Source organism: Streptococcus oralis subsp. oralis (genome assembly GCF_000960035.1).
Taxonomy (GTDB): Bacteria; Bacillota; Bacilli; order Lactobacillales; family Streptococcaceae; genus Streptococcus; species Streptococcus oralis_G.
Genome location: NZ_JYGR01000002.1, coordinates 1 through 14173, shown reverse-complemented (window position 1 = coordinate 14173; position 14173 = coordinate 1). Strand labels below are relative to the sequence as shown.

At 39.0% G+C, this 14173-nt stretch carries 6 protein-coding genes; 4 read left to right on the top strand and 2 right to left on the bottom strand.

Going from position 1 to position 14173, the window contains the following annotated elements:
• Positions 1-39 precede the first annotated feature (39 nt).
• Positions 40-1935, top strand: coding sequence for a DUF2207 domain-containing protein (locus TZ92_RS00295; protein ID WP_033630361.1), 1896 nt, complete (start codon positions 40-42; stop codon positions 1933-1935).
• Between the two features lie 59 nt (positions 1936-1994).
• Positions 1995-2840, top strand: a complete 846-nt coding sequence (locus tag TZ92_RS00290) for an undecaprenyl-diphosphate phosphatase (protein ID WP_033630360.1) — start codon at positions 1995-1997, stop codon at positions 2838-2840.
• A 34-nt stretch (positions 2841-2874) separates the two neighbouring features.
• Here TZ92_RS00290 and dinB read toward each other — a convergent pair whose 3' ends face one another.
• A complete protein-coding gene (dinB, locus tag TZ92_RS00285) occupies positions 2875-3936 on the bottom strand; it encodes a DNA polymerase IV (RefSeq protein ID WP_033630359.1) in 1062 nt (353 codons plus the stop codon).
• 232 nt (positions 3937-4168) lie between these two features.
• Here dinB and pflB point away from each other — a divergent pair, with 232 nt between their 5' ends.
• Positions 4169-6484 carry a formate C-acetyltransferase gene (pflB, locus tag TZ92_RS00280; protein ID WP_000260621.1) on the top strand — a complete coding sequence of 772 codons (2316 nt, stop codon included), beginning with the start codon at positions 4169-4171 and terminating at the stop codon, positions 6482-6484.
• 250 nt (positions 6485-6734) lie between these two features.
• Here pflB and TZ92_RS09420 read toward each other — a convergent pair whose 3' ends face one another.
• Positions 6735-11858 (bottom strand): G5 domain-containing protein, encoded by a 5124-nt coding sequence (locus TZ92_RS09420; protein ID WP_052688536.1) that lies wholly within the window; start codon positions 11856-11858, stop codon positions 6735-6737.
• 430 nt (positions 11859-12288) lie between these two features.
• Here TZ92_RS09420 and TZ92_RS00270 point away from each other — a divergent pair.
• On the top strand, positions 12289-14173 hold a 1885-nt coding region (locus TZ92_RS00270; protein WP_045594387.1), incomplete at its 3' end, for a Spy0128 family protein.

Genomic DNA, 14173 nt, shown 5'->3' with positions numbered 1-14173 from the left:
AAATGATATAATGGTAAAAAGATTGAAAGGGAAGCGATTATGAAAAAAAGATGGCTGTTGGCTTTGGTATTTACTTATTTATTATTTATACCGAGCCTGGTTTTTGCAGTAGACTTTGATATCTTATCTTATCAGGGTGATTTGAATATTCATGCAGATAATACTGCAATTTTTAAGGAAACAATTACCTACCGCTTTGGAGACGATTATAATGGTCAGTTAGTTGGACTCGGGAAAGCTGGGAAAATGCCAGAAGGATTTGACATTGATCCCGATCCGACCGTTCAGGTCTCTAAAAATGGAAGAATTGTTCAAAATGCTTCCTTCTATACTATGGAGGAAGAGGACGGTTACAAGGTAAAAATTTACAATGCTGGATATGCTGGAGATACTGTTCGGGTAACGGTTACCTGGAAACTAACAAACCTTCTCTTCTTATATAAGGATATCGCAGAGCTAAATTGGCAACCCTTGACAGATAGTACTGGAGATATCAAAGAGATTGAGTTTAAGGTTAGCTCTGATACCCCAGCAGAGAAACTCTATTTTCATGCAGGCCAACTCCTAAGGGACTCTAGTGTTGAAAAAGTAAATAATCTCTATCATGTCAAAATGAAAGACCTTCCTAGAAAGCGACAGATCGAATTACACGCATACTGGCCTAGAAGTGCTTTTGCAGGAGCTCCAGATCAAGGGTTAGAGGAAGAACGTTTAACCGATTTTAACCGGATTGAAAGCAATATAGCAACAGAAAAAGCGCAAAGTGAGATTATGATGAAATGGGTCTTCCCAGTCATTTTTATGAGTCTCTTGCTTCCAATTCCTATCTTTTATAGAATGTTTCGTCAGAGTACAAGCATTAAAAAGGTCTTTCCAAAAGACCACAGGCTTTATGAGCCACCGATGGATTTGCCTCCAATGGTTCTAGCAGAAGCAGTGTATTCAACTTCCTTAGAGGAAGTCAATCCTCTAAACAAATCAGGTTTTGGCAAATTTACTTTTGAACGTTTGATTCAGGCAACCTTGTTGGATTTAGTAGATCGAGGTCATTTATCTATTTTTCAAGGTGATGAGGAACCTTATCTACGAATTATCAGTGAAAAAGGCTTATCCAATTTTGAGAAGGAATGTCTGCGCATGACTTTGTCAAATAAGAAAGAATTGGCTATTTCAGAGCTCTTCCCTGATTACCAAGTTTCATCTTCCCTTTACCGTGGTGCCAAAGAGTCAGATGAAAAACATATTCGAGAAACAGGCTCGCGTCTCAAACGCTCCTTTGAAGGAAGACTTCAACGCATTCAGTCTTGTGTCAAGGATAAGGTCCATGTACTTCGTATCCCAAGCTACTATCGTCCCTTGACAAGTGAGGAACGCAGTCTTGCTCTTGGGATGCGGGTCTGTTCAGCTATAACGGCTCTAGGTGGTCTGCTTTTCTTTTACTATAGTTGGCGGACTCACGGTTTCTTCTCAATTCCGTTCCTTCTCTTGGGGTTGACAGGATTGATAGCAAGTTTTTGGGTTCATTTTGCGATGCGAGGAGCCTATCGTGACGGAGTTCTAACAGAGGAAGGGGCGGAGATTTTCTATCTTTGGACGAGTTTTGAAAATATGCTTCGGGATATTGCTCATCTGGATCAGGCAGAGCTGGAGAGCATCGTTGTTTGGAATCGTCTGCTGGTCTATGCGACCCTCTTTGGTTATGCCAAGAAGGTGAGCAAGTTAATGAAAGTACGTCATATTCAGCTAGAAAATCCAGATTTGAATCTATATATAGCCTATGGTTGGAACACACAGTTCCATGCCTCAACTGCACAAATCAAGCAATACACAGCTGTCGCAAATACAGCTAGCAACTACTCTGTATCTTCTGGAAGTGGAAGTTCGGGTGGCGGATTCTCAGGAGGCGGAGGCGGTGGTAGCATCGGCGCCTTCTAAAAAATCTATCGCAACATCCGAAATTGTGCTATAATAGAGGACAGAAAAAGGAGTAATGTATGTATTTTATTGAAATTTTGAAGTCAATCTTTTTTGGGATTGTTGAAGGAATTACAGAATGGTTGCCCATTTCAAGTACTGGACACTTGATTTTGGTTGAAGAATTTGTACAATACAAGGACCAAAATGAAGCCTTCATGTCCATGTTTAATGTTGTCATTCAGCTCGGTGCCATTTTAGCAGTTATTGTCATTTACTTTAACAAGCTCAATCCTTTCAAACCTGGTAAAAACAAGGTCGAAGTTCGTCGAACTTGGCAGTTGTGGTCAAAAGTCTTCGTTGCGACCTTGCCTTTGCTATTGGTCTTTAAATTAGATGATTGGTTTGATGCCAACTTCCATAACATGGTTTCAGTTGCGATCATGTTGATTATCTATGGGGTTGCCTTTATCTATCTTGAAAAACGAAATAAGGCGCAAGCCATTGAACCAACAGTAACAGAGCTAGACAAGTTGCCTTATAAAACAGCCCTTTACATTGGGCTCTTCCAAGTCCTCGCCCTCTTCCCAGGAACGAGTCGTTCAGGTGCGACTATCGTTGGTGGTTTGTTGAATGGAACAAGTCGCTCTGTCGTAACAGAGTTTACCTTCTATCTCGGAATTCCTGTTATGTTTGGAGCTAGCGCTTTAAAGATTTTCAAATTTATTAAAGCCGGTCAACTCTTGAGTTTTGGTCAACTATTCTTGCTCTTGGTTGCTATGGGAGTAGCCTTTGCGGTCAGCATGGTTGCTATTCGTTTCTTGACTAGCTATGTGAAGAAGCACGACTTTACACTCTTTGGTAAATACCGTATTGTACTCGGTAGTGTCTTGTTGCTCTATAGTTTTGTGCGTTTATTTGTATAAGAAAAAAGCTTGAGGGAATTTTCCTTCAAGCTTTTTAAAATCCTGTCACTGTAATTCCTAGTAAACGGATACCTTTTTCTTTGTCAGCTAGTTCTTCGTAGAGTTGAAGGGCAGTTTGAGAAATCTGACTAACGTCCTGTGTTGCTTGTGGGAGGCTTTTTCGTCTAGTCAGAGTGGAGAAGTCAGCATATCGTATTTTTAGGATAATGATTTTTCCAGCTTTGTCCTGCTTGCTGAGATTGTGAGCTACCTTTTCGGAGAGAAGAGTCAGCTCTTTTTTAATGTCTTCTTCTACTTGTAGGATCTTTCCGTAGGTTTTTTCCTTGCCAATGGACTTACGAATGCGATCGGACTTGACCGGTGAGTTATGAATGCCCCTTGCCTTTCGATAAAGGTCAAAACCGAGTCTGCCAAAGCGATCAATTAAAGTAACTTCTGAGACGTCCAATAAGTCTGCACCAGTATAAATGCCCATTTCATGAAGCTTTTCTACTGTTTTCTTACCAACACCATGAAATTTAGCAATATCCATTTGTTTGAGAAAGTCTTGGGCCTGATCTGGGAGGATAACTGTTAAACCATGTGGTTTTTGATAGTCACTAGCCATTTTAGCTAAGAATTTGTTATAAGAGACGCCTGCAGAAGCAGTCAGGTGTAGTTCCTGCCAGATATCCTCTTGGATGAGGCGGGCTATTTTGACGGCTGACTTGATACCGAGTTTATTTTCCGTCACATCCAAGTATGCCTCGTCAATACTCATAGGTTCAATCAAATCAGTGTAGCGTTTAAAAATAGCACGAATCTCAAGTCCCACAGTTTTGTATTTTTCATAATTTCCTGAGATAAAGATAGCTTGGGGACAGCGCTCATAAGCTTCTTTAGAGCTCATGGCTGAATGAATACCAAAAGCTCGCGCCTCATAGCTACAGGTAGAAACGACACCTCGACCACCTGTTTGTCTGGGGTCGCTTCCGATAATGACAGGTTTGCCCTTTAACTTGGGATTATCTCTTATTTCCACCGCAGCAAAAAAGGCATCCATGTCGATATGGATGATTTTTCTGGACAGATCATTTATCAATGGAAATATGAGCATTCCAATCCCTTTCTAGTGTCATTTTCTATTTATTATACCCTTTTTTCTGAAAAAATGGGAAAGTTCAACCTGACTTTCAAAAATATAATACAGATAAGAATAAAAAAGAGACTGTATTATAAAAGAAAGCGCCTAAAATGCCGATTTTCTCTTGTTGAAATCGGTTACTGTATGGTATACTTGACTCAAGAATGTAACAGATGACTGTTACTAGAAAAAAGAGGACATTAACATGGTTGTTAAGACAGTTGTTGAAGCACAAGATATTTTTGATAAAGCTTGGGAAGGCTTCAAAGGCGTAGATTGGAAAGAAAAAGCAAGTATTTCTCGCTTCGTTCAAGCTAACTACACACCTTACGATGGAGATGAAAGTTTCCTTGCTGGACCAACAGAACGTTCACTTCACATCAAAAAAATCGTAGAAGAAACAAAAGCACACTACGAAGAAACTCGTTTCCCAATGGACACTCGTCCAACATCTATTGCTGATATTCCTGCTGGATTTATCGACAAAGAAAATGAAGTTATCTTCGGTATCCAAAACGATGAGCTCTTCAAATTGAACTTCATGCCAAAAGGTGGTATCCGTATGGCTGAAACTACTTTGAAAGAAAATGGATATGAACCGGATCCAGCTGTTCACGAAATCTTTACTAAATACGTAACAACAGTTAACGACGGTATTTTCCGTGCCTACACTTCAAACATTCGTCGCGCTCGTCACGCTCACACTGTAACTGGTCTTCCAGATGCATATTCACGTGGACGTATCATCGGTGTTTACGCACGTCTTGCTCTTTACGGTGCAGACTACTTGATGCAAGAAAAAGTAAACGACTGGAATGCGATCAAAGAAATTGATGAAGAAACAATCCGTCTTCGTGAAGAAGTAAACCTTCAATACCAAGCATTGCAACAAGTTGTTCGCTTGGGTGACCTTTACGGAGTTGATGTCCGCAAACCAGCGATGAACACGAAAGAAGCCATCCAATGGGTTAACATCGCCTTCATGGCTGTCTGCCGTGTTATCAACGGTGCTGCTACATCTCTAGGACGTGTGCCAATCGTATTGGATATCTTTGCAGAACGTGACCTTGCTCGTGGTACATTTACTGAATCAGAAATCCAAGAGTTCGTTGATGATTTCGTTATGAAACTTCGTACAGTTAAATTTGCTCGTACAAAAGCTTATGACCAATTGTACTCAGGTGACCCAACCTTCATCACAACTTCTATGGCTGGTATGGGTAACGATGGTCGTCACCGTGTTACTAAGATGGACTACCGTTTCTTGAACACTCTTGACAACATCGGTAACTCTCCAGAGCCAAACTTGACAGTTCTTTGGACTGACAAATTGCCATACAACTTCCGTCGCTACTGTATGCACATGAGCCACAAACACTCTTCTATCCAATACGAAGGTGTAACAACAATGGCTAAAGACGGATACGGAGAAATGAGCTGTATCTCATGCTGTGTGTCACCACTTGACCCAGAAAACGAAGATCAACGCCACAACATCCAGTACTTCGGTGCTCGTGTAAACGTTCTTAAAGCCCTTCTTACTGGTTTGAACGGTGGTTACGACGATGTTCACAAAGACTACAAAGTATTTGACATCGATCCTATCCGTGACGAAGTTCTTGAATTCGAATCAGTTAAAGCCAACTTTGAAAAATCTCTTGACTGGTTGACTGATACTTACGTAGATGCTTTGAACATCATCCACTACATGACTGACAAGTACAACTACGAAGCTGTTCAAATGGCCTTCTTGCCAACTAAACAACGTGCCAACATGGGATTCGGTATCTGTGGATTTGCTAACACTGTTGATACATTGTCAGCTATCAAATACGCTACAGTTAAACCAATCCGTGACGAAAATGGATACATCTACGATTACGAAACAATCGGTGAATACCCACGTTGGGGTGAAGATGACCCACGTTCAAACGAATTGGCAGAATGGTTGATCGAAGCTTATACAACTCGTCTACGTAGCCACAAACTATACAAAGACGCAGAAGCTACAGTATCACTTTTGACAATCACATCTAACGTTGCTTACTCTAAACAAACTGGTAACTCACCAGTACACAAAGGTGTGTACCTCAACGAAGATGGTTCTGTGAACTTGTCTAAACTTGAATTCTTCTCACCAGGTGCGAACCCATCTAACAAAGCTAAAGGTGGATGGTTGCAAAACTTGAACTCACTTGCTAGCCTTGACTTTGGTTACGCAGCTGACGGTATCTCATTGACAACTCAAGTTTCTCCACGTGCTCTTGGTAAGACTCGTGACGAACAAGTTGATAACTTGGTAACAATCCTTGATGGTTACTTCGAAAACGGTGGACAACACGTTAACTTGAACGTTATGGACTTGAACGATGTTTACGAAAAGATCATGTCAGGTGAAGACGTTATCGTACGTATCTCTGGATACTGTGTAAACACTAAATACCTCACTCCAGAACAAAAAACTGAATTGACACAACGTGTCTTCCACGAAGTTCTTTCAATGGATGACGCATTGAGCTAAGATAATATAAAGAAAACTAGCCTTAAGGCTAGTTTTTTTGTTACTGAGGTTTTGATAATTTTAAATCAAGGAATATTATAGTTTTTACTCTCAGAGAGAAGAGACAAATTACTTCTATATAAAATATGGCTTTTTCTGCCTTACTGCAGGTGTCATAGAATTGACTAAAAAGGATTGAATTCTACAAAATATAGACTTCAATCCTTTTTTAAAATATACTATCTAGCTTGAAGAGTAAATGACATATACTTTAGTCGTTATCTTCTTTACGTTTGAATAGTGTAAGACCTAAGGCTGCAAATAGAGCTAGAGCACCAGTCACTGCTGCAGAGTGATTGTTTTCTGTTCCTGTATTTGGTAATACTTTGGTATTATCAACAGTAGATTGCTCAGTATTTGCATGGTTTTGTTGACTATCTTGACTTAATTGGTCAGTATTATTTGGAGTGGTTGCAGTAGTAGCAGCTGTTCCTATTCTTACAATTTCATCAGTAGGTGTAATTGTAACTGTAGAAGACAGAATGTTGCTAGAAATAATCTGTCCTTTATCATCAAAAACTTCTTCGATAATGATTGTACGAAGACCAGCTTTACCTGGGGCCACAATCATTTGTGTTCCACTAGGCAATTTATCATCATAAATGGATTGAATACCATATGGAATAGAAAGTTCAATAGTTCTCTGAACAGTTCTAGTAAGTGGTTTTGTTCCCACAAGTACAATCTGTTTGACAGGCTCAGTTTGTTCGTCAGAGACAATACGAGACGAGATCACAGTATTGTTTCGGTTGTCAATAGTATCTTCGTGAACAATAGTTCTAGTACCTTTAACACCAGGGGTTTGAATCTCTTCTTCTCCAACAAATAGCTTGTCAGAAGGCACTTTAACGATATCAAAGTCAATATCCTGTTTCTCAGTTCTTTGAGCGGTTACAGTAAGTGGTTTTGTTCCCACAAGTACGATCTGTTTGACAGGTTCGGTTTGTTCGTCAGAGACAATACGAGACGAGATCACAGTATTGTTTCGGTTGTCAATAGTATCTTCGTGAACAATAGTTCTAGTACCTTTAACACCAGGGGTTTGAATCTCTTCTTCACCAACAAATAGCTTATCAGAAGGAACTTTAACGATCTCAAAATCAATATCCTGTTTCTCAGTTCTTTGAGTAGTTACAGTGAGTGGCTTGGTTCCAACTAATACAATCTGCTTGACAGGCTCAGTTTGCTCATCAGAGATAACACGAGACGAGATCACAGTATTGTTTCGGTTGTCAATGGTATCTTCATGAACAATGGTTCTGACACCTTTAACACCAGGAGTTTGAATTTCTTCCTCTCCGACAAATAGCTTATCAGAAGGAACTTTAACGATATCAAAATCAATATCCTGTTTCTCAGTTCTTTGAGCGGTTACAGTAAGTGGTTTTGTTCCCACAAGTACGATCTGTTTAACAGGTTCGGTTTGTTCGTCAGAGATAACACGAGACGAGATCACAGTATTGTTTCGGTTGTCAATGGTATCTTCATGAACAATAGTTCTAGTACCTTTAACACCAGGGGTTTGAATCTCTTCTTCACCAACAAATAGCTTGTCAGAAGGAACTTTAACGATCTCAAAATCAATATCCTGTTTCTCAGTTCTTTGAGCAGTTCTAGTAAGTGGTTTTGTTCCCACAAGTACGACTTGCTTAATAGGTTTAGTAGTGATACTATCAGAAACTTGTTCTCTTGAAATTAGATCATTTGTATCATTATCACGGGTTTCTCGATAAGAAACAGTACGGATTCCTTTGACACCAGGAGTTTTGATGACAGTATCACCGACTAGAATAGTATCATCGTTTACATATTCTGTTTCGAAATCGACATCAAACTGATCAAATGCTCCAATAGCTTTGGAAGTTCGTGTACCTACATGGACAACACGATTTTGCGGTGCCGTAGTTACATTTTCATCAGTAAATGTATACTGCGTATCGTTCTTCAAACCAATTGGAAGGTTTTCGTAGCGATAAGTCATCTCAGTTGTTTGAGTTTGTTTTTTAGTATCAGTGTAACTATAAGTTTTAGTGGCTGTCATAATTTCGCCATCTGTCGTTGTATAGTCTGCTCGAAGCAATCCCGGAATGCGATCATTATCAGTCGCTTCCCGAATATTTGTTGTCTCGTAGTAATTTCTGAGACCGTAGTTCATGATATTGGTTCCACTTGTTTTCTCATAAGCAGAGTTATCAACGCTAGTTGCATAGGTATTTACAATTTTCTTCCCAGTTACCCCAGGAGTTTTTTCAATACTTGTTCCAGCAGCGATGGTCTTGTCATTAACGTAGATTGTTTCATATGGAACAGTCTCTTCTGAACTATTGACTAAGCTAGGAGAACTTGTTGAAAAACGGCTGACTCCCATATTGAATTGAGCGTTATTCTTTTCCTTGTTTGGAGTGAGGCGTTCGGTTGCAGGCTTATAGATCGCATTGCCAAGTGGATCGGTTTTCGTATCGGTAGTAGAAGCTGTGATTTCTGATTCGGAAGTGAAGGTATTGTTTTCAGTATATCGAACCAGGTGATTGGCTTCTAATACACGGATTGGCAAATCAACATTGTTAGCGTAACTAATGTTAGAAATTTTAATATCGTTTCCAATAAAAGCTAATGGTTGAGTTCGACTCAGTGTATTTGGGAGGTTGCTTGGAGTTCGAGTTGTATTAATACCAAAGCCAAGTCCAGGTTGCACCAAAGTACCATTATTTCCATTTAAACTAATTAACGGCGTTTGCGTTGCAGCGTTCTTAGCTAAAGTTTGCGTGATTTCACCAAAATCTAAATTATTATCTTTAAAAAGAATACCTTCTGCATTAGTTGTAATAGAAATGATAGGCATTGTCTTTTGTTTTCCGATGATGCCAGGTCTAGTACTCATGAAAGTTTTTTTGACTTTAATGTCATTGTTTTGGAAAACAACAGACCCACGGAACTTATCTTGGTTAGCTCGAATTGTTTTATCTGCGACATTAAAATTACTAGTCGATTCAGCGATTGTAATAGCAGATAAATCTTTATTTGGATCACCGTAAAGTTCTTCAAGCTCGACTTTATTATTACTAATGTTGATGGAACCAGAACCATATCCCAATCCGTTTGCAAATTTACTTGTATCAGATAATGTAGCTGTTCCCTTAATATTGTCATTAGAAGAGTTAATCATCTTAATCAAATCGTTGGCTGAGTGTCCAGTGATTTGGTTGTTTTTAATATTAAGTACATAGTTTAGGTAAGGTTCTTGCATACGAACAAGAATAGCATTTGTATTGTAGTCTTGGTTTGTAGCGGTTCTACCTGATGAATCCAAATCTTGAATGCGGTTATTACTAATTTCAAAATAACCTACGGCTCCGTCTGCACTCAAGTCCTGAGATTTTTCATTCGTTTGCAAATGAATTGCTTCATACTGGAGGTAATCATGACCATGTGTGAATTTTCCGTCAACTTTCAAGTCATCTCGTACTAGACGATTTGTTTTATCTTGTGTGACAACGTTGTTTCGAATGACAACATTTTCCATTTTAAAGTTTCGGTTGTATACAGAGATACCTAACAAGCGATCTCCGTATGAAACGTTATTTTCGATTAAAATTCGGTCACCGTCGTGAATATCTAACCCTTTACGGTAGTTGTAGGTACTCGTATTGTTTCGGAAAACAATTCCATTATTGTAGGATCCAGCCTCTGAAGCGAAACCATAACCTGTACTTCCGTTTAATTTGTGTCCATTTTCAGAAGTGGTTGTTCCTTCAATAAGAATATTGGTTTGGTAAGAGAATTGAACTCCAGCCACTCGGTTATTGTGAGTATTACTGTTTAATACTTTATTGTTTTCACCTAAGTTTAGACTACTGAAAGTATAACCAGGAGCTTTTCCAGCAATCAAATTACTCACAGAGCGAGGGCGACCCCAACCAGGTAGAGAAATATTTGAAACACTATTATGAGTGGAACCAAAACGAATTCCAGCTTTGTTAGCTCCACTTGCTTCAACACCTTCAACAGTTACATTATCAGAGTCATTGACGAAGACTCCGTCGACTTTTCCATAGTAGGGCATTCCTTTGACGTAGAAGCCATCGTGTTGTTCTCCAAAAGCTTCTTTTAAGTTTTGGATAGAAACAGATAAATCTTTCACAAGGAATCCATTTTGATTTTCAACTAGCAAAACAGCATGGTCGCGATTGTCAGTATCATTCTCGTTGCTATCCCAAGGGTTTCCTAGCTGAACTAAATTTGTTTTTAATACGGTTGTTCCTGGACCGTCTCCAAAGAGACCGGTTACATTTGAGTGCTCGGAACCGATTTTAATTTGATTAAAGGAGCCACTTTCGCTTTTGCGATAGATAGGCAGTGCTATTCCTGTAAGGTTTTCTCCGTTAGAACTAACATAACGAACAAGTCCATCCGAGTCTACACGGAGATTTTCATATTCTTCTTTCGTAACATGCGAAAGATTCTGAACACCATCAATTCGTCCTTTTTGTATAGGCATAGGGACACCTGATCCGTATGTTAAAATTTTATAGTGATCAATTTCGCCTTTATCACGAGCTACATTGACGATTCCAGAAAGTTTGACGGCAACACCAGTATGTTGTTTACCATCTGGATCAGCCATTACAATTTCATTTGCTGCTTTTAGTGCTTTATTAACAGCGAGAGTATCATCTTGGTTATCAGCTACATTCAAACCAAAATCAGTAGCATTGACATAGTACCACTTGTTTTTATGATCATAGTGAACATCATACTCAACGCCTTCAACAGTTGGTTTTGAAACAACGGTTCTAACATCTTCTGTGATGGCATCCTGAATTTTTTTTGATTGGTTTTCTTTTGGTATTTCAGGAATGGCTTTTGCTTTGATTGCTTCCTCGTCAGCTTTTACTTCTGGTTTTAGAACAGGTTCGATTGATTCAGCAGGCTCAGTCGGTACAGATTCTTTAGACTGACTTTTATTTGTTTCTACAGGAGTGGATGCGCTTACACTTCGGAAACCGCTTCGTCCTATTTGTTTGCTATCTGCTGGCTCTGATTGCTTCGTAGGAGTTTCAGTTACAGTGCTAGCACTATCGGATACATTGGAAGAAGGAGTAGTAGACTGTTCAGTCACTGAATTAGGATTATTACCATTTTCAGCAGAATTTGGAGTATTTCCGTCTTCATTGTTTTTTTCAATCGTTGAAGATGTAACTGTAGTCGGTTGTAGCATTTCTGAAGTGTCTCCCCCAACTTCATTAGCGGCTACGTTATTGACTAATAAGGCTGATGTAACAATTCCGATTGAAACAGCAACCCAATGCTTCTTTACTTTACGTAACTTTTTCATAAAATTATAATTCCTTTTATAATGTATATATTAAGTAGTTTGGCCACAATTATTAATAATAATTTATATTTAGTTTCTCCTACAAATAACTGTAATAATAATATATAAAAATATATTGCAGCTATACTATTTTAACAAATCAAGTAGTTTGAGTCAAGAAATTAAACTAGAAAATTACAAGATAATTACAGAATGATTACAATTATTCAATAATTCAAATTATTTTATTTACAAAATAGTTAAACTTAGGTTTGTTTTACTTGACAAAGTAGTATGTATAATGCTAGAATGTAGGTGGTTATTTATGTTTAATACTTAAAGTGTTTGGAGGGCTTTAGCTACTAAATATCAAATAATCTGTGATTTCTTCTTCGTTTCTCAGGAGAGGGATTAAGAACATTGAAAATAAAATATAGAAAAGAGGGAAAACATGGCAAAAAGCAAAATGCTGAAATTGCTTTCAAAACTTTCAGCTGCAGCTCTTTCTGTCTTGACACTTACATCTGTTTTGACAAATACTGTTAAAGCTGATGACCCAACGCCAAAGGAATTAACGCAAGTTATTACAGGTGTTGAGTTGTTGGATGCTTCAGATACGAAACAGAATGTAACATCTGAGGGAGATTATGCAGTTCGTACAGGGAATGCCTACAAGCTTCGTGTAACGTTTGATCTCAAACAATACAATGAGAACTTGAACAATGGTGATTATTTCACTTTCGACATTCCTGCACCAATGACAGTCTACAACGGCACTCAACAGTTGGTTGACCCAGCTACGCAAGTAACGATTGGGGAAGCAGTTGTAACATCGAGTGGTAATGGCCAAGGTGGTAAAGCAAAAATTACCTTGAAAAACTTGGACAAGTACCTAGCTGCAACTGGTGGAGATAAAGTTAAGGATGTATCTGGTAACTTTGCGGCATCATTCCGCTTCCTAACAGACCAGACTAAGACACCAATTAGCTTTAATTCTTCTTCTATGAAGCAAGAGGTAACTCATACCTATACGTCTAAGACAATCACGGGTCCTAAAGTTGGTACTGAGAACTATGCGAAAGCTGGTGGACAAGCTTCCCGTGAAAGCTGGAACTCTCCAAAACTAGCAGCTATCGGTTCAGTAAGCTCAGGTAACGAGCAATCAAACTGGCGTGTACGTGTGAACACAGAAAAACAAGATTTTGGACAAAACATTGTGCTTCATGACACAATTCCAAATGATGACACATCCTACACACCAGCTCAATACATTCCAGAAAGCTTGAAGATTTACAAGGCTGATATTACAGGCGGTACTTCTGCTGTTCCTGATGGAGCACAATTGATGGTTGAAGGTACTGACTATACAGTTGCTTGGAACTCAAACTATACATCATTTGATGTTACAATCAAAGATGGAACGACTTCTTACTTCGTTACATATAGTACTACCACTCCAAATGATGGTACGAAAGTAGCAAATATTGTAGCTTTGTCTCTAGCAGATGGAACAAAACTTGCACAGAATACAAGTCGCCCAGGTGCGCTTAGCATGAAAGCGGAAGCAACATCTTTGATTTCTGGTACAATTGTAGCATCTACAGCCTACCAAATTAAGATTAATAAGACTGACGCCTTCACTCTTACACCTGTTCAAGGAGCAGTTTATACTGTGACAGCAGCAGATGATGCAAGTGAAACAACAGAAGTGTCTACGAATGAAAAAGGAGTAGCGCTTACTAAAACTTATGATCAGAAATGGGAAGGTAAAACGTTCAAGATCAAAGAGAAGACTGCTCCAGCTGGCTATAAGTTAGATGAAAAAGAGTATACAGTCAAACTCGGAGCAGCAGGTTCTGCGATCAACCTTAAGGACGAGCCTATTCCAGCTGTGTTCAATGTAACAGCTAAGAAAGTGGTAGAAGGTCGTACAGATAAACTTCCAAAAGCGGATGAGTTTACCTTTAACCTATATACAGCAGAGAACTTGAAGACTCCAGTAGCCACAGCGAAATCAAAAGCTGATGGAACGATTACCTTCGAGAACATTGAAGTAAAAGGTGCGGGAACTTACCACTACGTCATCAAAGAAGATACTTCAGCAGCAGCTTCTGGTATTACATTTGATGAAGAAGGTAAGGAAGTTACTGTAACTGCAGCATTCCAAGGTGGAGTATTAACAGCTTCTGTTACTTCAGCAGTGCCAACTTTCACCAACACTTATGCAGCAGCTTCAACAAGTGCTACTATCAAAGCAACTAAGAAGATTACAGGTAAAGAACTTGTAGCCGATGCATATACTTTCGAATTGAAAGAAAAAGATGCAGTTGTAGCTA

Excerpts from the sequence above, each read along its gene's own strand:
- TZ92_RS00290 (WP_033630360.1), top strand. The coding sequence starts at position 1,995 with ATGTATTTTATTGAAATTTTGAAGTCAATCTTTTTTGGGATTGTTGAA.
- pflB (WP_000260621.1), top strand. The coding sequence starts at position 4,169 with ATGGTTGTTAAGACAGTTGTTGAAGCACAAGATATTTTTGATAAAGCT.
- TZ92_RS09420 (WP_052688536.1), bottom strand. The coding sequence starts at position 11,858 with ATGAAAAAGTTACGTAAAGTAAAGAAGCATTGGGTTGCTGTTTCAATC.
- TZ92_RS00295 (WP_033630361.1), top strand. The coding sequence starts at position 40 with ATGAAAAAAAGATGGCTGTTGGCTTTGGTATTTACTTATTTATTATTT.
- dinB (WP_033630359.1), bottom strand. The coding sequence starts at position 3,936 with ATGCTCATATTTCCATTGATAAATGATCTGTCCAGAAAAATCATCCAT.